Origin of the sequence: Streptomyces sclerotialus (assembly GCF_040907265.1) — a bacterium.
Lineage (GTDB): Bacteria > Actinomycetota > Actinomycetes > Streptomycetales > Streptomycetaceae > Streptomyces > Streptomyces sclerotialus.
The window spans coordinates 153,305-177,193 of sequence record NZ_JBFOHP010000002.1 but is presented as its reverse complement, the minus strand read 5'-3'; the positions used below and the strand labels follow the sequence as shown (position 1 = coordinate 177,193).

Genomic DNA, 23,889 nt, shown 5'->3' with positions numbered 1-23,889 from the left:
GGTGCCGACAACGCCCACGACAGGCTTTGCAGAGCTGGGGGGCCATGCCAGCCAGCGGCCGCAACGCCAGCGACGAGAAACGTGCCCACGACGACGAGCAGCAGACTCCCGGGCCGCCCCGCTCCCGGCGGTCGCGGTCAGGCCGCTGTGGCTGGCCTTGATTCCGCGAGACGCAGCACGACGCGCGTCGGGAGCAGACCGAGGATGCGGCGCGTCCAGCGGTTCGCGCGGCCCGCGATGATGCTGACGGGCGGCCGGCGGCGGTCGAGCGCCCGAAGCGCGGCGGCGACGACCTCCTCGGCGGACTGAAAGCGTGTCCCCGTGCCGTCCGTGCCGGATGCGGCGTAGAAGCCGGTGCGTGTCGGGCCCGGCGAGACGGCGAGCACGGTGAGCCCGGCTCCGCGCAATTCGTGCGCCAGTGCCTCGGTGAACCGCACCACGAACGCCTTGGCAGCGGCGTACACCGCCATGCCGGGGACCGGCAGATACCCGGTCAGGCTTCCGATGTTCACCAGCGCACCGCGGCCGGACTCACGCAGTTGTGGCAGGAGGGCGTGGCAGAGCTCGACAAGCGCCTCGACGTCGAGACGCAGCTGCCCGCGCAGCTCTGACTCGCTGGAATCCTCGAAGGCCTTGGTGAGACCCACTCCGGCGCAGTTGACGACGGTGTCCACCCGGATCCCCTGCTCGAGGATGCGCTCGCCGAGGAGGCGGCCGCCGCGCTCCGCCGCGAGATCCGCGGTCATGGTCTCGACCGTGCGACCCGTGTCGGCGCGGATCTCGCGCGCGAGCGCCTGGAGGGCGTCCGCCCGGCGGGCTACGAGGACGAGGTCGGCGCCGCGCCTGGCGAGCTGTCGGGCGAACTCGGCGCCGATGCCGGAGCTGGCCCCGGTGATGAGCGCGGTGGTCTGGGAGTACTGCATGAGGTCCCCTCCTGAGACGGCCTCTCAATGTTAGAGGCTCTTACATCTATCGTAGGAGCGAATGTAAGAGACGGCAACATCGGGAGGCGGCATGCCGCGCGACGGTTACCACCACGGCGATCTGCGCAACGCCCTGCTCGCGGCGACCATGGAGCTGGTCCGCGAGCGCGGCGCGCGAGGCTTCAGCGTCGCCGAGGCGGCGCGGCGGGCCGGGGTGTCGAGCGCGGCACCGTACCGGCACTTCCCCGACCGTGACGCGATGCTTGCCGCTGCGGCGCGGGCGGGCTTCCTCGCTCTGGAGCAGCGCTGCGCCGGCCTCGATCTGGAACCGGGGCTCGCGGCGCGGGCGGCGCAGATTGCCGCGGCCTACGTCGTCTTCGCGCAGGAGGATCCGGCCCGTTTTGAGGTGATGTTCGCTGCCGGGCTCGACAAGTCCGCACACCCGGAACTGTTGCGGCAGACCGAGCGCGTCCAGGCGCTCCTCAAGGCTGCCCTCGCACCGTTCACAAACGAGGAACTCCCAGCCGAGCGCGCTGCCGAACTGTGGTCGATCGCCCACGGCGTCGCCGCGCTCGCCGTCGGCGGCGGGCTCGGGCACGTCGTTCGAGAAACCCGGCCCGAGGCAGTCGCTGCGAGGGCGGCCCACTCCTGGGCGACCGGGTTCGCGGGCTGAAAGGAGTGTGGCAGAAGGCCGAAACCAGAGCAGGCCGCAGGGGCGTCCGGGCACGTGGGGCCACGGGAAGCGTGCCTGCGGGCGACGCGGCCTGCACGTCCGTAGCACACCCCACAAGGCCTCTGGCCACGGCGACGACGCTGTCTGTGTCCCCGCCGCGGTCGGTTGCCGCGCGTATGGCGTCCTCGAAGTTAGCGGTGTGTGCAGTGCCCATACGGTGCAACCCCGTTAGGCCAGACCGTGCCGTCGAGCCCGGTCGCCCGGCCGGGATGCCAGTCGGGCGCAAGGGCGGCGACAAGCGGCCGTGGTGGCCGGGGCGGACCAGAGCACGGGTGTCCAGGAGCGCGGTGCGGGGGCGTCCTCGGACGTGATGCGTATGAGTTGGTGGAAGATCGCGGCGTCTTCCCAGGCCGCGCGATCATCGTGAGTGGGAGGGAGATGCGGCGGGCCGCCCCCCATGGTGGCTTCCTGGCCCGCGGCCGTGACGTGGAGCGCGGAGGCCGACGCCCGCATCAATGGGCCGCTTGCCGCTGCTCGTTGGGTGAAAAGGTCGAACGTCTTGGCCTGCCCACAAGACCGGTTGCGATTGTCCCATGCGGCTCGGGCGGCGGATCGGCATGAGTCGTTGAGGCTGGAGGACGCCGCCGCGGCTGTTCGACCATAGAAGCCGTGCCTCGGTCTGTTGCGATGTGCGCCCTTCCGCACCCTGCAACGGTGTAGCTCTCGGCCCTGCTGCCGAACGATGACGCGGCAACGCCCGTGCCTCAGGGCCCTGTCCGACGCGCGCTGAGGTCTGCTCGGACCCACCTCACCGTCTGGCGGGGAAGGGGCAAGGGCCTGGAAACCGCCCCCCGGTTGCGAGGGCGTGGCATCGCGCGGTCACATTGGTTGCACACGCATGCATTGAGAAAGCTTTCTCGATGCGTTAATCTCGAAGAGTGTTCGATCCCATCGAGGTACCGCCGCCCCCCGGCCCCGTCGTCGAGTTCGCCCAGCACATCGGACGGCTGCACTCGCTGCTGGACAGGGTCGTCGTGTCGGCCGCGGGCAGCTGCCACCTGTCGCGCGCAGAGTTCGACGTCCTCGTCGCACTCGCGGCGCAGTCCGACGGCCTTCGCCCGCGGGAGCTTTCGGAAGGCCTGCTGCTGACCACAGGCGGCCTGAGCAACATCCTTCGTCGACTGCAGCGTGAGGAATACGTCGAACGGCAATCTGAGCCCTCGGACCGGCGAGGCCGCATGATCCGCATCACAGGTAAGGGAATGGCGTTGGCGCGTGAGGCGACTCTTCGTGTCAACGCGAGTATTGAGCGACTGCTCGCCCCTGTTGACCGCACGCATCTGGATCAGGCCAACGCTCACCTTCACCTAATGCTGAGCGATCTCGGTGAGGACGGGCCCGTACACCGGCTGCAAGGAGAAGCCCTCCCTGCCCAGCAGGGCGAGCGGTAAAGGAAAACAGAGTGTCTGTTTACCAAAAGCGTACGTACCATCTGTCATCAGAGTGCGCCGTGCCTGATTACCTGGCACGGTGGGAGGCTCACATAGCGACGCTGGCCGAGTTCAACGTCGTGACACACGGGTTCTCCCGGGTGCCTGGCAACCCCAAGGCCGTCGTTGCCCTGGTCAGCTTCCAGGACGGAGACGATCCTCGCGCGGTCATCCGCGACTACATGCAAAGTGAAGGATTCCGGCGCGACATGGCAGGCTTTGACATGTCGCAGATCGAACGGGTGGAGACACTCCTCCTCGATCCCGTGGACACGGTTCAGGAGTCGTCCGCAGCAGACGGCGAGCACCGCAGACGCATGGCGCCCGGCGGGAGTGCACGGCTCGCAGGCAAGGTCGCGCTCATCACCGGAGGCGCCCGCGGCCAGGGCGAGGCCGAAGCACGCCGGTTCGCCCGCGAGGGCGCGACCGTCTACCTGTGCGATCTCCTCGCCGAGCAGGGCGAAAAGGTTGCGCAGGAAATCCGCAGGGCTGGGGGCAAGGCTCACTTCAAAGTGCTCGATGTCACCGACCCCGTGCAATGGGACCGGGTGATCAGTGACATCGAAGCGGAGGCGGGCCACCTCGACATCCTCGTCAACAACGCCGGGACCAACGTCCGCCATTCACTCACCGCCACTTCGCGCGAGGCGTGGGACACCATCCTCGACGTCAATCTGACGGGACAGTTCCTCGGTATGCAGGCCTGCGCGCCGTTGATGGAGCGAACAGGCGGCGGAAGCATCATCAATATCGGGTCCACGGCAGGCATCATGGGTCATCCGGTCGCCGCATACTCCTCCTCCAAGTGGGGAGTACGTGGGATGACCAAGTCCGCAGCCATCGATCTCGCCGCGAAGGGGATTCGGGTCAATGCCATGCACCCCGGCGTGGTCGACACCCCGATGATGGATTCGGGAAGCACCCTGTTCAAGAATCTCGTAAGCATGACTGCCCTCGGCCGTGCGGCAGACGCGGATGAGATGGCTTCGGCCGCACTCTTCCTCGCAAGCGATGACTCCAGCTTCGTGACCGGAATCGACTTGCCGGTCGACGGAGGTTTCAGCGAACTCGCCGCTTACGGTGAAATCTGGAACAGAATCAACAGCTGACCACCCTTCCTCCGCCTCAATCTTCCCTAAGGGCCCGTCACCTACCTGACGGGCCCTTCCGCTTGTCCCACCGAAACAATCCTGTGCAAGGCGTTTTCAGCGTGGCTGATGTAGTGACTTGGTGGCGTGATGCCGGGGCGCAACGGACAAGGCCCGTGCCGTAGCTGCTTACTGTCAGCGGACTGCAGTCGTTCAGCGCCCGGTCCCGCAGGTAGGCGGTAGCCGCCTCGATCTCGTCGTCGTACGCGTCCACGACGATGTACTGGCTTTATCGGCTGATAGTGGCTCCACTTTCCGGCTTGAGTTGGCCCCACTGACGGGGATGCTCGGAGGTATACGGGGGGGTGATCCGGTTGGCCCCCTCAACGCTGGCTTTCGCTCTCGGCGTTTTCCAGGCGACCCTGTCCCGCGCCGGTTTCCGGCAGCCATCGGGCAGAGCCTGGTCACCTAGCGACGGTTCGCCTGCATAAGACCCAAGACCCGGTCGAGTCGATCGCCGCAGCAGTCGGCTATCAGTCGGCCCCTGCCTTCCCCAGGGCTTTCTGTTCCCATGGTGTGACACCTGGGGCGCGGAGATGCTGCCGGAACTCCGCAGGTTACGCTCGCGCTCCGCATGAAGATCGACAACGTGGAGGCCGTAGGTCTTCGCGCCGGCCGCCCCGGTGGCCGGCGCGATCACTTGAGAGCACTCCGATCCGCGGGTCACACAGGGGGAGCCGCCCCTCGAGAGGAGCCACACCCAATTGAGTTCGTTCCTGAAGACGACAGGAGACGGTATGAGCAGCGCCCTTCTCGTGATGGACGTCCAACGGGCCATCGTGGACATCGCCGACGACGGCTCCGGATATCTGCCACGCCTGCGCAGGGCGATCGACGGGGCCCGGGCGGCGGACATTCCCGTGATCTACGTGGTCATCGCGCTACGTCCCGGCTTCCCGGAAGCCGGTACGCGCAACAGGGCACTCGCCGCCATCGCACAGGCCGGTCTCTACGTCGAGGGCGCCCCAGGCACCGAGATCCACCCCGAGATCGCGCCCCGGCCGGGCGACGTGGTGGTCACCAAAAGGCGGGCGAGCGCGTTCTCGGGTAGCGACCTCGATGTGGTGTTGAGGGCACGCGGTATCGACAGTCTCGTGCTCACCGGCATCGCCACCAGCGCTGTGGTGCTGTCCACCCTGTGCCAGGCGAACGACCTGGACTTCGGCCTCACCGTCCTCTCCGACGCCTGCCTGGACACCGACCCGGAGGTACACAGGGTCCTCATCGAGCGACTGTTCCCGCAGTGGGCGGATGTCGTCAGCGTCGACGAGTGGGTCAAGGCGATCACACCTCTATAGCGGAATTGCCCCTGCTGCCGGTGTTCAGGTTGACCGGGGCGTCGCACCGCGTGGCTGCGGCCCCACCCGGCTGCGACTTCGGGCGTCTGCAGCAGGGCAGGGCCGGCGAGACGGGTCCGCCCGCTGCGTGTCGGTGACAGGCGGCCTGCGCCCCGCATCCCCAGCCCAGTGCCCCGTCGCCCGCTCCGCACGGTCAGCCGGGCATTCGTGTGACGGATCGGATGGAGCGGGTGCTCAGCCTCCGAGCAGGGGGAGTCGTGCAGGACCTGCTGGAGGTGGAGGGCGGACGTCGCGGGGGAAGAACTCGGTGCCGGTGGTGGCCATGACATCGGCTGTGCCTTGCACGTCCCGGGCGATTCGGTTGGCCTCGGCGCGGGTGAGCCCGTCAGGGATCTTGCCGGCCGGGATTGGAGGAGGTCAGGACCCATTTCCCGACGTGCTGGTAAGCGTCCTCGGTCCAGTGGCCGGTGATCATGGAGGAGGCCATGGAGGAGGCCATGGCGTGGTAGCCGTTGTGGCCGGTCGCCCCGGTGTCGACGTCGGGGTGGTGAGCCGGGCCAGATGATCGCGAGGTCGTCGCCGTAACGGGCGGCCGGCGAGGTGAACAGCGCGAGGTTACTCGTCAGCGGGCTGACCCGTGCCCGTGCCCGTGCCTGTGCCTGTGCCTGTGGTCGTCCTCGTGCTCGTGCCCGTGCTCGTGCCTGTGGTCGTCCTCGTGCCCGTGCCCGTATCCGTATCCGTGTCGGTGCCCGGAGCCCGAGGAGCGGCAGGTTCTGAGCCGCACAGCTCGGTGACCAGAGCTCGTGCGTACTCCTCGTTCGTACCTGGAATTGAGAAGACCACCCGGAAATAGAGAGGAGCGACCACGCGGTCCAGCACCCGTTCCAGCGAGGGTGTCGTCTCGCCTCGCCGGGCCGCGGCGTCCAGAGCGGCCTGGAACCGGGCGCTGACCCGTTGCAAGCACTCGCGCAATCCGGCCCTGCGGTCGTCCACGTCCGGTGCCACTTCGGCACGGAAGAACGCCACGCCTCCAGGCCGGGACAGATCGGTAAGAGTCCACACCGCCGCCCGCTCGAGGTCCTCTCGCAGATCACCGAGCAGTTCCGGCTTCGCCTCTTCCCTGCGCTGGGCGGCCACGTCCGCCAAGAGGGCAGAAGATGTCCCCCAACGGCGGTAGACCGAGCTGGGATTGACGCCGGCGCGGCGCGCCACCGCGGGGATGGTCACCTTGTCGGCGCCGATTTCGTGCACCAGGTCGACCGTCGCCTGGTACACGGCAGTGCGTACACGGGCGCTCCGGCCGCCGGGGCGGCTGTCTTTGCTTTTAGCGGACACCCTCCCACCTTAAAGCAAAGACTTGTGCTTTAGTGGTGCACCCCTCTAGTCTGCTTAAAGCAGAGGTCATTGCTTTAAGTGCTACCTGTGGCCTGTGGCCCCTGGCCTGAGCTCTATGACCTGAGCTCCATGACCTGAGTCCTATGACCTGAGGAGGAACCATGCCCCAGTACGAAGCCGCCCACGAGCTCGGCAGGAACTTCTACGCCTTCCTTGCCGCCGGTGACTGGGACGGCATCCGGACACTGCTCACCGACGACGTCACCTGGACGCTTCCTGGTGACAACACCATCTCCGGTACGGCGGAAGGCGCCGATGCGGTCGTGGAGCGAGCGAAGAAAATTGCTTCCTACGGTCTCGACTTCGAGCTGCTGCACATTCTGGTCAGCCGCGAGAACATGGCCCTTTCCCTGCACAACACCGCCCGCCGGGGCGAGGTCCGACTGGACGAGTACCTGTCCACCGTCTGCCGGCTGCGCGACGGCAAGATCGCGAGTATCGAGACCTACCTGTCCGACGTCCCCGGCATGAATGCCTTCTTCGTCTGAGCCCTACTGGCCCACTGGTGGGCACTGACGCCCGCACAGGCAACGCCGTAGGCGTTCGCGCTGGCGTTGTCGGTGGTGGCTGGCATAGTCGCGGCCATGCTGCAGGTATGTCTGAACGGGGCGCGAACACGCGAGGAGCACCGGTCTCTGCCCATCTCGCCGAGCGAGCTGGCCGCGGAGGCCGCGCGGGCCGTAGCCGCTGGGGCCGAAGACATTCACCTTCATCCGAAGGACGCCGAGGGGCTCGATTCGCTCGCACCGCAGACGGTCGCGCAGGCGGTCACCGCGGTGCGTGGCGCGGTCCCGTGCGGTGTACGGATCGGGGTGACGACCGGGGCGTGGGCTGTCCCGGACCCGGCAGAACGCGCGGCGCTGGTGCGCTCTTGGACCACGCTGCCCGACCATGCGTCGGTGAACTGGCACGAGGACGGCGCCGAGCGGGTGGCCGAGGCGCTCTTGGAGCGCGGAGTCGGTGTCGAAGCAGGGATCTATTCGGGGACGCAGGCGGCACGCCGGTTCCACGCCTCACCGTTTCCTGGGCGGGTGCTGCGTGTGCTCGCTGAAGTCACCGACACCGACGCGGCTACGGCCGACCGTACTGCCGCTGCGCTGGTGGCGGAGTTGAGCCTGGGTGGGGTTCGGCCGACTCCGATGTTGCTGCATGGGGAAGACGGTGGGGCATGGCCGGTACTGCGGGCGGCCGCCCGGCTGGGGCTGGATACGAGGATCGGCCTGGAGGACGTGCTGACCCTGCCCGACGGCTCCCTCGCAGCCGACAACGCCACGCTCGTACGGGCCGCGCGCCGGCTCCAGGCAGCCCAGGCAGCCGGAGGGCAGTAGAAGGGCAGGCGAAGCTGGGTGACCGCGAGGGCGATGGCTGCTTCCTGGAACTGTCCCGTGTCGACGATCGTGACGTAGGTGCGTACGGCGGTGAGATCCACGTCGGCCACCCGCACCGGCTCCCTGCACAACTGTTGGTTGTTAACAGCGCGGAGACAGTTGTTTGCTTCCCCTGAGCGCCGCCCGCTTAATGTCTTGGGTCAACGTGTGGTTGAGCAACGCGCGCCTTCGAGTGTCCTCCGGGCCCCCGCCGGTTGAGGGGCCACACATCGCGCGTCCGTGCCTTCCGCACTGCGACAGCTCTTCGCCCCTCCACCGCGGTCGGGGCGCACCGCGCACGGGCAGTCGCGGCACAGGCGAGCCGGAATCGCTGCAGCCGGCCGCATCGTCGTGGGGCTGCGCCTCGGTGGCAGGTGGGCAGGGAGTCCGGTGTTTCGTCGGTCACCCGATTGCCGGTGCCGGGGGTACGGAGGCGAGTGGGCTTCGGGCCTTCGGCAAAGCGAGCCACGCCGCAAGGTGCGCAGGGGGATTCGTGGCGTTGGGGTGAATCGGAGAGGCGTCAGGGGCCGGAGCGGGGGACGATTGGTCACGATCACCGATGTGGTGATGGTCGGGTTATCGACACCGATTGCCTTTGGAGGCCAGATGAACCGTACCGGTGAGGACCGTTCGGGCCCGTACTCACGGCAGTGCCGGTCGCCGGCACCGCGCTGACCTTCATCACGCGTGCGCGCCGGGCTCTGCGCTGTCGAGTCGGGCCGAGCCGCCCGCCCGCCTGTCCGTCCGCCGACACTGCCGTCGCGGGAGGACTGGCCCGTCGGGCCCCGTTCCCGTCTGCCATGACCGGCCCAGACCGCCGACCGCCGCTCGGCGTCGCACCGGGACCGACCAGGGAGTTCCACCGTGGAGTATCTGTACCGGCAGACATGTTGCCTGTTGTTGTGGATGGCCAGGATCACCGGCCGGGCCGCCACGGCGCTGTCCGGACTGGTGAAGCAGTGGCCTGCCATCTCATGGGCAGGCGTCCTGGTAGCGGTGACTGCCGCGCTCGGCGTCATCTGGTCGGGCGCGGGCCCGCCCGCGCAGGGGGCGATCGCGCTGACGGTGTTCACCGGAGCCACCCTGGCATGGGTGTCGGGCCGGGGCGACGCCACCTTCGTCGGTGTGATCGCCGTACTGGTGCTGGTCGCCGCCGGAATCGTGGCGCCGGAACGGCTCTTCGCCGGGCTCGGGAACGAGACGGTGTGGTTGCTGATCGCGGCCTTCGTCCTGGCAGCGGGCGTCGGCGCGACGGGCCTCCCGGCCCGGTCGGCCCTGGCCCTGTGCACCCGCGCCCGTACGGTGCGGCAACTGTTCCACCTGGTGGCGGGAGCGCTGGTACTGACGGCCTTCGCCCTTCCTGCCACCGCGGGCCGGGCGGCCCTGGTACTTCCCGTCTTCGCGGCGCTGGCCGCCTCGGTGCAGGAGCGCGTCACGGTCGTACGCGCACTGTCCCTGCTGTTCCCCGCCGTGGTGCTGCTCTCCGCCATGGCCACCCTGACCGGTGCGGGAGCCCACCTGATCACCAGTCAGCTACTGGCCGGCACGACGGGCGACGGCATCGGCTACCTGCGCTGGCTGGTGCTGGGGCTACCGTTCGCACTGATCTGCTCCCACTTGGCGGCGGAGGGACTGCTGCGCACGATGACCGACCCGGACGAACGCCGCGCCCCGTTGACCCTTATGCGCGACAAGTACGCGGTGGGCGAGCGGGCATCGCGACAGCCGTGCGACGAGTCCGTGGTGGGTGAGCGGGCATCGCGACAGCCGTGCGACGAGTCCGTGGCGGGTGAGCAGGAGCCGCTGCAGCCCGGGCGGCGCGGGCGGCTTACGCGTGACGAGGCCAAGGCCGGTGCGGTGCTCCTCGTGGTGGTGGCCCTGTGGTGCACCGAGTCCCTGCACGGCGTCCCGCCCGCCATCACGGCACTGGGCGGTGCGGTCCTGATCACCGCGCCGAGGTGGGGCACCATCAACATGTCGGCAGCCCTCGATGCGGTGCCATGGTCCTTGCTGCTGTTCATGGTGACCACGACCGTGCTGGGCGGCGCCCTGGCCTCCTCCGGAGCGGCACACTGGCTCACCTCCCTGGTCTTCCCCGCCGCCACCGGCCCGGGCGTGATCCTGCTGGCCGTCGTCGTGGTCAGCACGGCCTCCCATCTGGTGCTCCAGTCACGTTCGGCGCGTTCGTCGGTGCTGGTGCCGCTGGTCATCCCGCTGGCTTCGACCGCGGGCCTGCAACCTGCCGCGCTGGCCTTCGCCTCGACCGCCGCCGCCGGGTTCTGCCACACCACCGTCGCTTCGGCCAAGCCCCTCGCCCTGTTCGCCCAGAGCGGCCACACCCCGGTCTTCGGCGAACGGGACCTCCTGCGCCTGTCGGCCTGGCTCGGTCCCGTCACCGCCGCGGTGACCATCGGCTGCGCCCTGACCATCTGGCCCTGGCTGGGCCTGCCCCTGCGCTGAGCACACCGCGCAGCGTGTACGACATGGCGGCCCCGCGCGGGGCCGCCGCCCGAGGAATCGGAAAAGGCTCATGTTCTTGCGTGTTTTGGTCGCCCCCAGTGGCTTCAAGGAGTGCCTGTCCGTCGAGGCGGTCGGCGCGGCGATCAGTGACGGGATCCGGCGCGTACTCCCCGACGCCTGCACATCCGCCGTCTCCCTGGTCGACGGTGGCGAGGGCACCGCCCGTACGCTGGCCGCCGCCAGTGGCGGACGCGTGGTGCCGGTGACGGTCACCGGGCCCACTGGCGACGTCGTCTCCTCGCACATCGCCGTCCTGGGCGGTGCCGGCCCGCTGACCGCGGTCGTCGAGATGGCCGCGGCGGCAGGACTCGCACTCGTTCCCGACGACGCCCGGGACCCCGGCCGCACCACCACCTACGGGGTCGGGGAACTGATCCGTGCCGCCCTCGACCAGCGTTGCGAACGGATCGTGGTCGGCTGCGGCGATTCGGGAACCTGCGACGGCGGCGCGGGCGCCCTGACCGCGCTGGGCGCCCGCGTACTCGACGCCGACGGCCGTCCCGTTCCGGCGGGCGGCAGCGGCCTGCTCCGCGCCACCACCCTGGACCTCGACGGCCTGGACGTACGCCTGGCCGGTACGGAGGTACTCGTCGCCTGCAATCCGTGCAACGTCCTGACCGGCGAGCGCGGCGTCGCCCGGGTCTTCGGGCCGCAGAAAGGTGCTACGGACGTCCAGGTGGAAGAACTGGCTGCGGCCATGGACCACTGGGCCGAGTTGCTGGAACGCCGGTGCGGCACAGACGTACGGCACACACCGGGCGGAGGGGCCTCCGGCGGACTGGGCGCAGGACTGGCCGCCGCCCTCGGCGCCCGGCTGCTGCCCCGTTTCGACGCCCTTCCGGGGTACGCGGAACTCGACGCGCAGCTGGCCGCGGCCGACCTGGTCATCACTGCGGAAGGAGCGCTGGACCACCAGACTCCGCACGGCAAGATCCCGGCCGAGGTCGCCCGCCGCGCCAAACGGCAGGGAAAACAGGTCATCGCGCTGGCCGGCACCATCGGCCGCGGCGCCGCGGAGACCCGTACGGCCGGGATCGACGCGTACGCCTGCATCTGCTGTGGCCCCATGTCGCAGCACGAGGCCATGGCCGGCGCCACCACGCTGCTGGCCGACGCCGCCGAACAGGCCATCCGCATGGTCCTGGTCGGCACTCGCCTCGGTGAACGCCCGCTCCCCACCACCGCACCGGCACCCGGCCGAGCGCTGAGCACAGCAACTGCGAGACGAGTCCGAGGACGGAGACGCCTTCGGGCCAAGGCGATGACGAGGCAAGACGAGGCGATGACCAGGCAAGACGAGGCGGTGACGAGGCAAGACGAGGCGATGACCAGGCAATGGGGAGACGGGGCTGATGAGGTGATGACGAGGCGATGACGACGAAGACGAGGTGATGACGACGAAGACGAGGTGATGACGACGAAGAGGGCGGCCGGTCGCCTGCCTTCGAGGCGGCGACCGGACGCCCCAGCTACTCGTCGCTACACGTCCCAGGTCACCGGGAGGCTCTTCACCCCGTAGATGTCCGCGGTCTCCGGGCGCAGGGCTACCTCTTCGGCCGGTACGGCCAGGCGCAGCGTGGGGAAGCGGTTGACCAGCGCGGAGAACGCGACCCGCATCTCCACGCGGGCCAGCTGCTGGCCCAGGCACTGGTGGATGCCGTGGCCGAAGGCCAGATGCCCGCCGTCCTGCCTGCGGAGGTCGAGCACGTGGGGATCGGCGAACCGCTCGGGATCGCGGTTGGCGGTGTTGTACGACAGCACGACCGTCGTGCCGGCCTTGATGATCTGGCCGCCCACCTCGACGTCCTCCAGCGCCGTCCGCATGAACGACTTGGCGACGCTCAGGTACCGCAGCAGCTCCTCCACCGCCGGGTCGATGAGCGCGGGATCGGCGCGCAGTGCGGCGAGCTGTGCCGGATTCTGCAGCAGTGCGAACGTGCCCAGCGCCAGCATGTTCGCGGTGGTGTCGAGCCCGGCCGCCAGCAGGATCAGGCTGATCCCCTGTAGCTCCTCATCGGTCAGATCGCTGTCGGTGAGTTCACTGAGCACGTCGTCGGTGGGGTTCGCGCGCTTGGCGGCCACCAGCTCCGCGCAGTAGTTCTGGGTCGCGGTGTAGGCCGCTTCCAGATCCTCGTCGCTCGTCTCCCCGTTCATGAACGACTCGATCTGCTCCTGGAAGGAGCCCCGGTCCTGGTACGGCACCCCGAGCAGCTCACAGATCACGATGGCGGGGATGGGCTTGGCGAACGCGCTCACCAGGTCGGCCGGCGGGCCGGCCTCCTCCATGGCGTCCAGGCAGTCGGTGGTGATCTGCTCGATGCGCTCGGTGAGCAGTCGCATCCGCCGTACGGTGAACTTGCCCGCCAGCGGCTTGCGGTAGCGCCTGTGCTCCGGGTCGTCCATGAGGAGGAACTCGCCGGGCGGCGCCGGAGGAATCTCGAAGTCGACCACGTTCAGGAGCTCTTTGCGAGAGCTGAACCGCGAGTCGGCCAGGACCTGCCTGACCAGGTCGTACCCGGTGATCAGCCAGCCGGGTTTCCCAGCGGGGCCGGGGTGGGTGTAACGGCTGATGGAGCCGTGCCGGCGGGCGTCTGTCAGCTCTGCCGGCGGGTCGAAGGGGCAGCCGGGCCGACGTTCCGTCGGCAGCGCGGTGACGGTGTGGAGAGGTTCCCCCATGGCCATTTCCTCATCTCACGACAGGACTTGTTTGGCGTCCCTCGAAAGCTACGTTGCATTCAGAATTGCGTCAATCGACTAAAACGCGAAACTGCAGGTACAGGGCGGTTATTTGATGCAATGACGCTGAGGCCGAATGCAACGTTGCGTTGCAACGAATGGAGGCGAAAGCAATACTGACGGCATGCCAGGAGGACGGTTGACCCAGCAGGAGCGCCAGTGCATCGCGACCGGACTCGCCGACGGGCTCTCGTACGCCGAGATCGCCAGGCGGCTCGGCCGGCCGACCTCGACGATCAGCCGGGAGGTCGCACGCAACGGCGGCCCCGGTGACTACCGGCCTCAGCAGGCGCACCAGGCGACGGTCCAACGGGCGCGGCGTGGCACACCGGCACCCCCACGCGCGGCCGGAGTGCCGGACGGCGCGGTGGAAGCGGAGATCATCGAAACAGCGGTCAGGTCGGGGCTGCCGAGGATGACGGCGCGTGTGCACGTCGACCTGTTGCTGTCCGAGGACGGCAGGCGTACCGCGGCCGAGCTGACCCGCAGGCTGAAGGTCAGCCCGGCTTCCGTCTCCGTGGCGGTGAACTTCCTGGTGGAGCAGGGGTATGTCCGTCGTGAGCGCGATCCGCAGCGGCGCCGCGACATCTACGTGGTCGACGACGAGGCCTGGTACCACTCGATCGCGATCAGTTCGCGGCAGACGCTCGAAGCGGCGCGGGCCGCGATGGCGGCGGCGGAGACATTGGGACTCGACACTCCCGTGGGGCAGCGGCTGGCCAGGGGTGGCACGTTCCTGGAACGGGTCATCCAGGACATGATGGAGTCGGCCGACCGCTGGCGCGGCCTCCTGACCTGATCTGACGGTTTTCATGGGCGGCATGGCCGCGCAAGCCCCGGGCCTGCTGTGCGCCGCCACTCCTGGCAGGCGGCGGCATCGGAGTCCTCACAGGAGGCGTCGGCCGTGGGGGGAGGAGGGGGGGTGTCGGCCGTAGGGGCCGGTCCCGCAATGCGTGGTGCCAGGCCGGTGGTGGGGTGGCGCCCGGCCTGCTGTTCGACGGCGCCACTGTGGCGCCACCGCGGCGCCGTCGTGGGGCGCATCGCTCTCCATACGGCGCCATGGCGAATCAATTCAAAGGGGAAAACGCAGTTCAGAGGCGTGCGCGCCAAAAAGGAGCCAAGATGGCTCGCCATGGTGCCATCGGTGTGCCATGATGGCGTCATGGACCTCACGCCCTACGTCGATAACCTCCGGCAACAGCTGGCCGTCGCTGCGGACGCCGGCGGTGACGATGCCCGCGCCCTCGCCGACCGGCTCACTGCCCCTCTGGAGTCCGCCGCCCGGCTGACCCTGCTCAACGCACTGTCCGCCGCCATGGGCGAGGTCACGCGGGAGCTGGCGCCGGGCTCGGTCGACGTACGGCTGCGCGGACTCGACCCGGAGTTCGTGGTGACGGCGCCGCCCGTCCCCGAGCCGTTCCAAGGGGCGCAGGAGCCGGTCACGGTACCCGCCGCGGCCGCCGCACCACCGCCCCCGCCCGCGGACGCCGACGACGGCGCCATGGCGCGGATCAACTTCCGTCTGCCCGCCCACCTCAAGGCCCGAGCCGAGAGTGCTGCGGCGGCGGAGGGCCTGTCGGTCAACGCCTGGCTGGTGCGGGCCGTTTCCACTGCCCTCGACGGCGGTGAGCGTCGTGCAAGCCCGTCGGGTCGCGGCAAGGACTCGGGTAGCCGGGGCTTCACCGGCTGGGTCCGCTAGAGCCGCCGGACCACCGCCCCCAGCCCCACCACGCCAGCTTCATTCCACCGCACCACCACGCCAGCTTCATTCCACGGCGCCACTGCACTACTGCACCGCGGCGCCACCGCACCACCGCACCACCGCACCACGACGCCACTGCACCACCGCACCACGGCGCCACCGCACTCACCTTCCCTTCACCGACGGATCGCCGACCCATCCCGCCGACGACACTCATCACCCGCCTCACCAGCGGGTTCACTTACCGAAGCCAAGAGGACGGGACAGTCATGCCAACTTTCGAGACCCCCGAACCGATCTCCGCAACCCTTGAGCTGGCTGCCGGCACCGCACGCATCACCGCGGGCAAGCGCACCGACACGGTCGTGGAGGTGCTGCCGAGCAACGGTTCCGACGACAACGACGTACGCGCCGTACAGCAGACCCAGGTCACCTGCTCGGACGGCCGCCTCACGGTCAAGACGCCCAAGAGGCGGTCCCCGTTCGGCAAGCCGGGCTCCATCGAGGTGAGCATCGAACTGCCCGCGGGTTCGGAAATCCGGGGCACCACGGGCATGGGCAGCATCCACTGCGAAGGCCGCTTCGGGGAAGTCACGCTCAAGACCTCGCTCGGCGACCTCCAGGTCGACGAGGTGGCCGGCGGCAACCTCAAGACCGACCTCGGTGACATCCGCCTGACCCGCTCGACCGGGGACGTCGAAGTCATCGGCGCGGGCCCGATCGAGGTCGGCACGGTCACCGGCTCGGCGACCGTCAAGAACGGCCTCGGCGCGACCGAGATCGGCGAGGTCACCGGCGTCCTGAAGGCCAACGCGGCCAACGGCGCCATTTCCGTCGGCATCGCGCACGGCAGTGTCAACGCCAAGTCCGCCCAAGGCGGGATCGAGGTCGGCGTCGCCCACGCCGAGGTCGACGCGAAGTCCTCCGTCGGCGCCATCCGCGTCGGCGACGTCACCCGCGGCCGCATCGACCTGCACACCTCCGTCGGCGAACTCGAAGTGGGCATCCACGAGGGCACCGCCGCCTGGCTCGACGTGCACACCAAGTACGGCACGGTACGCAATTCGCTCGGCTCCGCCGCCGGCCCCGCGGACTCCGACGAGACCGTCGAGGTGCACGCCCGGACCTCGGGCGGCGACATCATCATCCGCCGCGCCTGACGGTGCGCGCCCCGAGCCGGGCGCCGCGGCTTACCACCGGGCGTACCCCAACTCCTCACCTCCGAAGGGAAAGCGGTATGACTGCCCTCCAGAAAACCGCGGCTGTCGCAGCGAACGCGACGGCAGCGGCGATCACCGCCACCGGACTGCGCAAGTCCTACGGCGACAAGCTCGTGCTCGACGGCATCGACCTGAACATCGCCGAAGGCACCATCTTTGCGCTGCTCGGGCCCAACGGCGCCGGCAAGACCACCACGGTGGAGATCCTCTCCACCCTCATCGGCGCCGACGCGGGCGAGGCCTGGGTCGCGGGCCGCCATCTGACCCGGGACGCCGACGCGGTGCGCTCCGCGATCGGCGTCACCGGCCAGTTCTCGGCCGTCGACAACCTGCTGACCGCCGAGGAGAACCTGCTCCTCATGGCGGACCTGCACCACCTCGACCGGCGCGAAGGCAAGCGGCGGGCCAAGGACCTGCTGCGCCGCTTCGACCTGTCCGAGGTGGCGGGCAAGACCGCCGTCACCTTCTCCGGCGGTATGCGGCGCAAGCTCGACCTGGCGATGACCCTGGTCGGCGATCCGCGCATCATCTTCCTCGACGAGCCCACCACCGGGCTCGACCCGCGCAGCCGCCGCACCATGTGGGAGATCATCCGGGACCTCGTCGCCGACGACGGCGTGACCATCTTCCTGACCACCCAGTACCTCGAAGAGGCCGACCAACTCGCCGACCGCATAGCCGTGCTGGACCACGGCAGGCTGATCGCCGAGGGCACCGCCGACGAGCTGAAGCAGCGCATCCCCGGCGGTCACATCCGGGTACGGTTCGCCGACGCCCAGGGCCTGGACACCGCCGCGAGCATCTTCGGCATCGCCACGCGCGACGAGGACTCCCTCACCCTGCAGATCCCCAGCGACGGTTCCCTCCCCAACCTGCGGGCCGTCCTCGACACGCTGGAGTCCACCGCCGTCCAGGCCGAGTCGCTCACCGTACACACCCCCGACCTCGACGACGTCTTCCTGACCCTCACCGGCCGGCCCCGCCCCGCCGACACCGTCGCTTCGCCCAACACCGTCGCTTCGTCCAACACCGTCGTCTTACCCGGCACCGCCGAGTCATCCAAGGAGAACGCCTGATGGCCACCATGTCCTACGCCGCAAGAGACTCCAGGACGATGCTGCGGCGCAACCTCAAGAAGGCCCTGCGCTACCCGTCCCTGACCCTCACCGTCGTCATCATGCCCATCATGATGCTGCTGCTGTTCAACTACGCCTTCGGCACCGCCCTGGGCAGCGGCATCGGAGCGTCGGCCGCCGGCGGTGGCGAGTACATCGACTACCTCGCGCCCGGCATCATCCTGATGGCCGCCACGTCCGGCGCCCTGACCACCGCGATCAGCGTCTGCGTCGACAAGACCGAAGGCATCGTCAACCGCTTCCGTACGATGCCGATCTCCCGTGCCTCGTTCCTCACCGGCCACGTGGTCGGCAGCGTGATCCAGACGATGATCAGCATCACCCTCGTCATCGGCGTCGCGCTCCTCGCGGGCTTCCGTCCCGACGCCACGCCCGTCGAATGGCTCGCCGCGATCGGCCTGCTCGCCCTCCTCACCCTGGCGCTGACCTGGCTCTGCGCCGGTATCGGCCTGGTCGCCAAGAACGTCGAGACGGCCAGCAACATCCCGATGCCGCTGACGTTCCTGCCGTTCATCGGCAGTGCCATCGTGCCGACCGAGTCGATGCCCACCGGTCTGCGCTGGTTCGCCGAGTACCAGCCGTTCACACCGATCATCGAGACGCTGCGCGGCCTGTGGCTCGGCACCGGGATCGGCAGCAGCGCGGTCATCGGCCTCGCCTGGTGCGTAGGCCTCAGCATCGTCGGTTACGTGTGGGCGCGCCGCACCTTCAAGGCCGGCGCCAAGCGGTAGCCCCGGCCGTACCACCGGAACTTCCATGCACCACCGGCCACTTGAGCACAAGGCCACTCGAGCATGAGGTCACTTGAGCATGAGGCCACTTGAGCATGAGGCCACTCGAGCACGAGGCCACTTCCGCATGAGGCCACTTGAGCACGCCCGAACGCACACTGGAGGACACCATGTCGTACGACACGACGGCCGACCCCACTGCCGACGAGCCGCCGATCCTGCCCGCCGACCGTCACACCGGCTGCCCCTTCGATCCGCCCGCCGGCCTCACCGCCCTCAGCGACCGGCCAGTGCGCCGCCTGCGCTACCCCGACGGGCACGTGGGCTGGCTGGCCACCGGACACGCCGCGGCCCGCGCGGTCTTGTCCGACCCGCGCTTCAGCTCCCGCTACGAGCTCATGCACATGCCGGTACCGATGCCGGCCCTAGGGGAAATGACGGAGATACCACCGGCACCGGTCGGTGACTTCCTCGGTCTCGACGCCCCCGAGCACACCCGCTTCCGGCGGCTGCTCACCGGTAAGTTCACCGTCCGCAGGATGCGTCAACTCGCCGAGCGTGTGGAGCAGTTCACCGCTGAGTGTCTGGACGCCATGGAGCAGGACGGACCCGTCGTCGATCTGGTGGAGGCGTTCGCGCGGCCGGTGCCCGCACTCATGATCTGTGAGCTGCTCGGTGTGTCCTACGCCGACCGGGACCGCTTCCAGGAGCATGTGGCGACCCTCTTCGACCAGGCCACGGATGTGGCAGCGAGGGCCGAGGCGTACACGGCCGTCCACCACTTCATCGGCGAACTCGTGGCCGCCAAGCGCGCCGAACCCACCGACGACCTGCTCAGTGATCTCACCACCTCCGACCTCACGGATGAGGAGCTGACCGGAGTCGGCGGAGTGCTGCTTGCCGCCGGGCTCGACACCACCGCGAACATGCTGGGGCTCGGCACCTTCGCCCTGCTGAGCAACCCCGACCAGCTCGAAGCCCTGCGCGCCGACCCGGGCCTCGCCGAGCAGACCGTCGAGGAGCTGCTGCGCTACCTCAGCGTGGCCGACCCCATCCCGCGGGCAGCGCTCGAGGATGTCGAGGTGGAGGGACAGCTCATCAAGGCGGGCGAGACGGTCACGGTGTCCGTGCAGGCCGCCAACCGCGACCCGCACAAGTTCCCCGACCCGGACCGGTTCGACATCCACCGCAAGGCCACCGGACACGTCGCCTTCGGGCACGGCGCCCACCAGTGCCTCGGCCAGCAGCTCGCCCGCGTCGAGATGACCGTGGCGTTCCCGGCGCTCTTCGCCCGTTTCCCCGGGCTGCGCCTCGCGGTACCGCCGGAGAAGGTGCCGCTGCGCGAGCACGCCAACATCTACGGAGTGGTCAGCCTGCCCGTGACCTGGGACCCCGCCCCCTGGAACGGGGAGTAGCCATGAACGACGTACGAGAGCCGCTGCGTCTCAGCGTCGACCGTGAGCGCTGCGTCGGCGCCGGAATGTGCGCCCTGACGGCTCCCGAGGTCTTTGACCAGGACGACGAGGAAGGCCTGACGGTGCTCCTGCACCCCGAGCCGGCCCCCGAGCACCGGGCCGCCGCCCGGATGGCCGCCGGCCTCTGCCCCGCCGGAGCCATCGCCCTGATTCCCACGGAGCCCACGGACTCGTAGCAACCGTGGCACTTCCCGGAACCATGGCACTTCCCGGAACCGTGCTACATCCCGGGACTGTGGCACTTCCCGGAACGTGGCACTTCCCGGGACTGTGGCACCTCCCGGGACCGTGGCACCTCCCGGACCGAGAACCCCGCGCCGCGCGCCGGTGGGGGGCTCTCGCGTATGCGGCCCCAAGGTGGCCAGGGCGGTGAGCCCACTCCCACTGCCCGCGTCCGGAGGCCGGGCAGGTCGCCGACGAGTACCGGTGAGAAACTGTAGCCATGTCGTCGTCCCGCACCACTGTCCACTTCGTACCCGATGCGCTCGCCTATCTCGCAGGTGGCTGGAGCGTGGAACGTGAGTTGTCCGACGGCGGGCACACCGGCAGCTTCACCGGCCGGGCGCAATTCCACGTCGGGGACACGAACGGCGAATGGCTGCACGTGGAGGAAGGCGTCGTGGAATGGGGCGGTGCGACGCGGAATGCCGGCCGGACGCTGCGGATGCTGCCGCTCCCGGACGGTACCGCCGAGGTGTCGTTCGCTGACGGCCGCCCGTTTCACCTGCTGGACCTGCGCCGCGGCCGCTGGACGGCTGTGCACCAGTGTGCCGCCGACCGCTACGAAGGCACGTTCACCGTCCTGTCACCGGACGAGTGGCACCTGCGCTGGGCCGTCCGAGGCCCCGCCAAGGACCAGCTGCTCACTTCGGTATACCGCCGCATCCGCGCCTGAGAAGCGGACGGCGACCGTGTTGTCGTAACGCAGGCCACTGGCCCGGCCGGCTGAGCCTCCCGGCCGGATGGGCCCCGGTCAGATGGCCCCCCGGTCAGATGGTCCCCCGGTCAGAGGGGTCATCCCGGCCAGATGGCCCTGGCCCCCCGTAGATGTGCCCTGGTCAAGGCACCGGCCCGCGCGGCAGGTGCAGGCGGCGACTGATGACGTCGCCGGCCACGTCGACGAGCCGTCGCTGGTTGGAACGGGCGTAGGCACGGAGGGCAGTGAAGGCGTCGTCAGGAGTCAGGTCCCAGCGCTTGGCCAGAAATCCCTTGGCCTGTTCGATCACGACACGGCTGGCAAGAGCCGCCGAGAGCTGCGCGGCCAGCTTGTCGGAGTACTGACGCCTACGTGACTGGTCAAGTGCTGTCATCGTCAGGTCGGCAAGCTGCTGAGCGTTGTGCAGCATTTGTTCGCCCGGCAGCGTTTCATGACCGAACACTTGCCAGATGCCGCGGACACAGCCTTCGCCGGGCAGTGGGAGAACCGCGGCCCGGGTGATCCCGAGTGCCAGCAGTCGGGCGATGGCCTGAGGGCAGTCTCCGTCGTACCCGCGCAGGTCGATGTCGTATCGGGGCCGGACAGGCAGGGGAGCGGGGTGGCCGTTTTCCCTCCGCTCCTGTGCCGTCGCCATCGTGGCCTCTAACAGATGCCCGGACACCTTTCCCGCGGCCGCAGACTGCAGCGCGCCGTTGTCTTCCGTGAACACGACTCCCACAGCGGGGACGTCCAGCAGCTCTCGGATGCGATGACAGAACTCCTGCAAGTAGTCGTAGGCATCGCCATCGGTCTGCATCAACTCCGTGAGACGAACGGCTTCATTCAGCCACCGATCACACGACTGCATCATTTGACCCCCAATGTCACCCCGACGTACATGAAGTTACCTCTTGTGTTCGGCCCGACACGCCGGGTTCCCCTGGTGAAGAACGGTAAGGGGGTGCCTACCCGGCGCATTATGGCCACGCGCAGGCGTACGGCCGCGTGGCTCGCTACGAGGTACGCCCGTGTGGCCGCTCTCCGCCGGCAGCTTCCGGCGCGGCAACCGCGCGCAACCGCGCCCCTTGCGTAAACGTGGCACGAACGATGCAACTGGCGTCCACCGCCCGCCGACCGCATGCTGCTGGTCAGCAAGGAGTACACGCGCATCGCAGCCCCCCCCGCGTTCGCGCACCGCCCGGCCCTCACGTCGGGCCGGGCGGTGGCTCACATGCGGCGGACGGCACGGGCCCAGACCCCGCCCGTGCTGCCGCACAAGCCCCCTCGCTGACGCGCGGGGGTACGGTGCGCATACCGTCTGTCCGACGCACGATGCGAAGTGGGCGGCACGCCACGCCCGCGCCCCGTACGGTGCGGTCATGGAGAGCGCATCACCACTGCCGCGCCGTGCCAGGCTGACCACCGGAGATGTGGCGCTGCGCCTGGGCGTCGCCCCCGCCACCCTCCGTTCATGGGACCGGCGCTACGGGCTCGGCCCGTCCGGTCGGGAGGACGGCAGGCACCGGCGCTGGAGCGAGCAGGACATTGCCGTACTGGAGCGCATGTGCGAACTGACCGCTCGCGGCGTGCCGACGGCGGAGGCCGCCGAACTCGCCCGTACCGTCGAGGGCGCCCGTACCGTCGAGGGCGCTCGCACCGCCGAACTCGCCCGTACCGTCGAGGGCGCCCGCCCCGCCGAGGACGTACCGCAGGACCCGCCGGTGCTGCCAGTGCCGCCAGTGCTGCCGGTGCAGGCCCGTCCCGCACTCCCGCACCCGGAGGCCGTCGCACCGGGGACGGAAAGGGCACACGACGACGCCGATGCCCGGCGCCGCGCCCGGGGCCTGGGCCGCGCCGCCGTCCGTCTCGACGCTCCGCTGCTGGAGGAACTGCTCGCCGGAACGCTCGCCGAGTACGGTCTGATCGGAGCCTGGGAACGGGTTCTCACCCCCGCCCTACGGGCCATCGGCCGCAAGTGGGCCAGCTCCCAGGACCCGCACGGCGAACGGTACGTGGAGGCGGAACACCTGCTGGCCTGGCACATCTCCACGGCGCTACGCCGTTCCACCGGATTCGCCGCCGCGGCGACGGGCAGTGGTCCGGTACTGCTGGCCTGCGTCGCCCGGGAGGCCCACACTCTGGCCCTGGAAGCACTGACCGCGGTGCTGGGGGACCGTGGCGTCCCGGTGCGGATGTTCGGCGCCGCGGTACCGATAGGCGTACTGGCCGAAGCCGTGCGCAGGTGCGGTCCGCGCGCCGTGGTGCTGTGGTCGCAGACCCGCCCCACCGCCGACCCCGCACTGCTCTCCCTGGCGCGTGGCCTCGGCCACGGTCTGAAGGGATCCCGCATCCACCCAGCCGTACTCGCCGTCGGCCCCGGCTGGCCACCGCGCCCGACCCCGGGCATCCACCGCCCCAGCGGCCTGACCCAGGCGCTGGAGGTCCTGGACGATCTCCTTGCAACCGCCGGAAGACCGGAGCGTGGCATGTAGCAGGAGAGACATACGTCACAGCAGCTCATGTCACAACTGGCTGAGCTGCCCCGTCAAAGGTGTGTAACCGTCGAACAGCGCAAGGGAGCACATCATGGAAGCACGTCTGAACCCCTTCACCAGCCCGGTCCTGGGCAAGGTCTTCAAGCACCTCATCGCCGCCGGCAAGGCGCTCGAGGACTCGACGCTGCCCGCCTCGACGCAGGAGCTGGTGAAGCTCCGCGCCAGCCAGATCAACGGCTGCGGTTTCTGCACCGACATGCACTTCAAGGACGCCGTGCACGCCGGAGAGTCCGCGGAACGCCTCAACCTGGTCGCTGCCTGGCGAGAGGCCACGGTGTTCACCGAGGCCGAGCGCGCGGCGCTGGAGCTGGCCGAGGAAGCCACCCGCATCGCCGATGCGGCCGGAGGCGTCCCGGACAAGGTATGGGCGAACGCGGCCAAGCACTACGACGAGGACCAGCTCGCCGCCCTGGTGGGCGTCATCACCGTCATCAATGCCTTCAACCGAGGCAATGTCATGCTCCAGATGCCCGCCGGCGACTACCAGCCCGGCCAGTTCGGATGACCGGCCACCGCGCCTGAGTCCGAGACGAACGGGGAACGGGGAACGGGGAACGGGTCCGCCACCGGACCCGTTCGACCGGCACTACCTGCGACCGGCACT

General features: G+C 69.3%; 22 protein-coding genes. 18 read left to right on the top strand and 4 right to left on the bottom strand.

Annotated elements, in window-relative coordinates:
• Nucleotides 1-137 precede the first annotated feature (137 nt).
• Nucleotides 138-923, bottom strand: a complete 786-nt coding sequence (locus tag AAC944_RS00910; protein ID WP_030608030.1) for an SDR family NAD(P)-dependent oxidoreductase — start codon at nt 921-923, stop codon at nt 138-140.
• A gap of 91 nt (nt 924-1,014) precedes the next feature.
• On the opposite strand from AAC944_RS00910, the gene AAC944_RS00905 reads away from it, so the two are divergent.
• The 4 genes from AAC944_RS00905 to AAC944_RS00890 all read left to right on the top strand — a co-directional run bounded on the left by AAC944_RS00905 (nt 1,015) and on the right by AAC944_RS00890 (nt 5,532).
• Complete coding sequence (locus tag AAC944_RS00905) at nt 1,015-1,596, top strand: TetR/AcrR family transcriptional regulator (RefSeq protein WP_051871344.1); 582 nt, start codon at nt 1,015-1,017, stop codon at nt 1,594-1,596.
• Nucleotides 1,597-2,534: 938 nt separating this feature from the next.
• Nucleotides 2,535-3,047, top strand: a complete 513-nt coding sequence (locus AAC944_RS00900) for a MarR family winged helix-turn-helix transcriptional regulator (protein WP_051871345.1) — start codon at nt 2,535-2,537, stop codon at nt 3,045-3,047.
• 59 nt (nt 3,048-3,106) lie between these two features.
• The gene (locus AAC944_RS00895) at nt 3,107-4,195 is read left to right on the top strand and encodes an SDR family NAD(P)-dependent oxidoreductase (protein ID WP_196942732.1); all 1,089 of its coding nucleotides are present in this window, start codon (nt 3,107-3,109) and stop codon (nt 4,193-4,195) included.
• A gap of 776 nt (nt 4,196-4,971) precedes the next feature.
• Nucleotides 4,972-5,532 carry a cysteine hydrolase family protein gene (locus tag AAC944_RS00890; RefSeq protein WP_030608040.1) on the top strand — a complete coding sequence of 187 codons (561 nt, stop codon included), beginning with the start codon at nt 4,972-4,974 and terminating at the stop codon, nt 5,530-5,532.
• A 615-nt stretch (nt 5,533-6,147) separates the two neighbouring features.
• Here AAC944_RS00890 and AAC944_RS00885 read toward each other — a convergent pair.
• Nucleotides 6,148-6,807, bottom strand: coding sequence for a TetR/AcrR family transcriptional regulator (locus AAC944_RS00885; RefSeq protein WP_368396746.1), 660 nt, complete (start codon nt 6,805-6,807; stop codon nt 6,148-6,150).
• A 221-nt stretch (nt 6,808-7,028) separates the two neighbouring features.
• On the opposite strand from AAC944_RS00885, the gene AAC944_RS00880 reads away from it, so the two are divergent.
• From AAC944_RS00880 to AAC944_RS00865, 4 genes are all read left to right on the top strand, one after another.
• Complete coding sequence (locus AAC944_RS00880) at nt 7,029-7,415, top strand: nuclear transport factor 2 family protein (protein WP_030608046.1); 387 nt, start codon at nt 7,029-7,031, stop codon at nt 7,413-7,415.
• Nucleotides 7,416-7,511: 96 nt separating this feature from the next.
• Nucleotides 7,512-8,255: a 3-keto-5-aminohexanoate cleavage protein gene (locus AAC944_RS00875; RefSeq protein ID WP_030608049.1), complete on the top strand. Its 744-nt coding sequence runs from the start codon at nt 7,512-7,514 to the stop codon at nt 8,253-8,255.
• 945 nt (nt 8,256-9,200) lie between these two features.
• Nucleotides 9,201-10,754: an SLC13 family permease gene (locus AAC944_RS00870; protein WP_107054060.1), complete on the top strand. Its 1,554-nt coding sequence runs from the start codon at nt 9,201-9,203 to the stop codon at nt 10,752-10,754.
• A 70-nt stretch (nt 10,755-10,824) separates the two neighbouring features.
• On the top strand, nt 10,825-12,189 hold the full coding sequence (locus AAC944_RS00865) for a glycerate kinase family protein (protein WP_078888269.1): 1,365 nt from the start codon (nt 10,825-10,827) through the stop codon (nt 12,187-12,189).
• Nucleotides 12,190-12,293: 104 nt separating this feature from the next.
• On the opposite strand, the gene AAC944_RS00860 is transcribed toward AAC944_RS00865, so the two are convergent.
• Complete coding sequence (locus tag AAC944_RS00860) at nt 12,294-13,490, bottom strand: cytochrome P450 (protein WP_030608057.1); 1,197 nt, start codon at nt 13,488-13,490, stop codon at nt 12,294-12,296.
• Nucleotides 13,491-13,674: 184 nt separating this feature from the next.
• Here AAC944_RS00860 and AAC944_RS00855 point away from each other — a divergent pair, with 184 nt between their 5' ends.
• From AAC944_RS00855 to AAC944_RS00820, 8 genes are all read left to right on the top strand, one after another.
• A complete protein-coding gene (locus AAC944_RS00855; RefSeq protein ID WP_030608058.1) occupies nt 13,675-14,349 on the top strand; it encodes a helix-turn-helix domain-containing protein in 675 nt (224 codons plus the stop codon).
• A 363-nt stretch (nt 14,350-14,712) separates the two neighbouring features.
• Entirely contained in the window at nt 14,713-15,249 is a 537-nt protein-coding gene (locus AAC944_RS00850; RefSeq protein ID WP_030608061.1) for a toxin-antitoxin system HicB family antitoxin, read from the top strand.
• Between the two features lie 272 nt (nt 15,250-15,521).
• Nucleotides 15,522-16,412, top strand: coding sequence for a DUF4097 family beta strand repeat-containing protein (locus AAC944_RS00845; protein ID WP_030608062.1), 891 nt, complete (start codon nt 15,522-15,524; stop codon nt 16,410-16,412).
• A gap of 77 nt (nt 16,413-16,489) precedes the next feature.
• Complete coding sequence (locus AAC944_RS00840; protein ID WP_368396745.1) at nt 16,490-17,548, top strand: ATP-binding cassette domain-containing protein; 1,059 nt, start codon at nt 16,490-16,492, stop codon at nt 17,546-17,548.
• Complete coding sequence (locus AAC944_RS00835) at nt 17,548-18,339, top strand: ABC transporter permease (protein ID WP_030608067.1); 792 nt, start codon at nt 17,548-17,550, stop codon at nt 18,337-18,339. The genes AAC944_RS00840 and AAC944_RS00835 overlap by 1 nt, the downstream gene beginning before the upstream one ends.
• 170 nt (nt 18,340-18,509) lie before the next feature.
• Nucleotides 18,510-19,754 carry a cytochrome P450 gene (locus tag AAC944_RS00830; protein WP_037771289.1) on the top strand — a complete coding sequence of 415 codons (1,245 nt, stop codon included), beginning with the start codon at nt 18,510-18,512 and terminating at the stop codon, nt 19,752-19,754.
• Between the two features lie 2 nt (nt 19,755-19,756).
• Nucleotides 19,757-19,990 (top strand): ferredoxin, encoded by a 234-nt coding sequence (locus AAC944_RS00825; protein ID WP_030608072.1) that lies wholly within the window; start codon nt 19,757-19,759, stop codon nt 19,988-19,990.
• A 266-nt stretch (nt 19,991-20,256) separates the two neighbouring features.
• Nucleotides 20,257-20,709, top strand: a complete 453-nt coding sequence (locus tag AAC944_RS00820; protein WP_030608075.1) for a DUF6314 family protein — start codon at nt 20,257-20,259, stop codon at nt 20,707-20,709.
• A gap of 163 nt (nt 20,710-20,872) precedes the next feature.
• Here AAC944_RS00820 and AAC944_RS00815 read toward each other — a convergent pair whose 3' ends face one another.
• Nucleotides 20,873-21,547, bottom strand: a complete 675-nt coding sequence (locus AAC944_RS00815; protein WP_051871346.1) for an ANTAR domain-containing protein — start codon at nt 21,545-21,547, stop codon at nt 20,873-20,875.
• A 562-nt stretch (nt 21,548-22,109) separates the two neighbouring features.
• Here AAC944_RS00815 and AAC944_RS00810 point away from each other — a divergent pair.
• Together AAC944_RS00810 and AAC944_RS00805 are read left to right on the top strand one after the other, a co-directional pair.
• On the top strand, nt 22,110-23,222 hold the full coding sequence (locus AAC944_RS00810; protein WP_037771077.1) for a MerR family transcriptional regulator: 1,113 nt from the start codon (nt 22,110-22,112) through the stop codon (nt 23,220-23,222).
• 94 nt (nt 23,223-23,316) lie between these two features.
• On the top strand, nt 23,317-23,790 hold the full coding sequence (locus AAC944_RS00805; RefSeq protein ID WP_030608082.1) for a carboxymuconolactone decarboxylase family protein: 474 nt from the start codon (nt 23,317-23,319) through the stop codon (nt 23,788-23,790).
• Nucleotides 23,791-23,889 lie beyond the last annotated feature (99 nt).

Excerpts from the sequence above, each read along its gene's own strand:
- AAC944_RS00910 (WP_030608030.1), bottom strand. The coding sequence starts at position 923 with ATGCAGTACTCCCAGACCACCGCGCTCATCACCGGGGCCAGCTCCGGC.
- AAC944_RS00905 (WP_051871344.1), top strand. The coding sequence starts at position 1,015 with ATGCCGCGCGACGGTTACCACCACGGCGATCTGCGCAACGCCCTGCTC.
- AAC944_RS00890 (WP_030608040.1), top strand. The coding sequence starts at position 4,972 with ATGAGCAGCGCCCTTCTCGTGATGGACGTCCAACGGGCCATCGTGGAC.
- AAC944_RS00880 (WP_030608046.1), top strand. The coding sequence starts at position 7,029 with ATGCCCCAGTACGAAGCCGCCCACGAGCTCGGCAGGAACTTCTACGCC.
- AAC944_RS00875 (WP_030608049.1), top strand. The coding sequence starts at position 7,512 with ATGCTGCAGGTATGTCTGAACGGGGCGCGAACACGCGAGGAGCACCGG.
- AAC944_RS00870 (WP_107054060.1), top strand. The coding sequence starts at position 9,201 with ATGGCCAGGATCACCGGCCGGGCCGCCACGGCGCTGTCCGGACTGGTG.
- AAC944_RS00865 (WP_078888269.1), top strand. The coding sequence starts at position 10,825 with ATGTTCTTGCGTGTTTTGGTCGCCCCCAGTGGCTTCAAGGAGTGCCTG.
- AAC944_RS00860 (WP_030608057.1), bottom strand. The coding sequence starts at position 13,490 with ATGGGGGAACCTCTCCACACCGTCACCGCGCTGCCGACGGAACGTCGG.
- AAC944_RS00855 (WP_030608058.1), top strand. The coding sequence starts at position 13,675 with ATGCCAGGAGGACGGTTGACCCAGCAGGAGCGCCAGTGCATCGCGACC.
- AAC944_RS00850 (WP_030608061.1), top strand. The coding sequence starts at position 14,713 with ATGGACCTCACGCCCTACGTCGATAACCTCCGGCAACAGCTGGCCGTC.
- AAC944_RS00845 (WP_030608062.1), top strand. The coding sequence starts at position 15,522 with ATGCCAACTTTCGAGACCCCCGAACCGATCTCCGCAACCCTTGAGCTG.
- AAC944_RS00840 (WP_368396745.1), top strand. The coding sequence starts at position 16,490 with ATGACTGCCCTCCAGAAAACCGCGGCTGTCGCAGCGAACGCGACGGCA.
- AAC944_RS00835 (WP_030608067.1), top strand. The coding sequence starts at position 17,548 with ATGGCCACCATGTCCTACGCCGCAAGAGACTCCAGGACGATGCTGCGG.
- AAC944_RS00830 (WP_037771289.1), top strand. The coding sequence starts at position 18,510 with ATGTCGTACGACACGACGGCCGACCCCACTGCCGACGAGCCGCCGATC.
- AAC944_RS00825 (WP_030608072.1), top strand. The coding sequence starts at position 19,757 with ATGAACGACGTACGAGAGCCGCTGCGTCTCAGCGTCGACCGTGAGCGC.
- AAC944_RS00820 (WP_030608075.1), top strand. The coding sequence starts at position 20,257 with ATGTCGTCGTCCCGCACCACTGTCCACTTCGTACCCGATGCGCTCGCC.
- AAC944_RS00815 (WP_051871346.1), bottom strand. The coding sequence starts at position 21,547 with ATGCAGACCGATGGCGATGCCTACGACTACTTGCAGGAGTTCTGTCAT.
- AAC944_RS00810 (WP_037771077.1), top strand. The coding sequence starts at position 22,110 with ATGGAGAGCGCATCACCACTGCCGCGCCGTGCCAGGCTGACCACCGGA.
- AAC944_RS00805 (WP_030608082.1), top strand. The coding sequence starts at position 23,317 with ATGGAAGCACGTCTGAACCCCTTCACCAGCCCGGTCCTGGGCAAGGTC.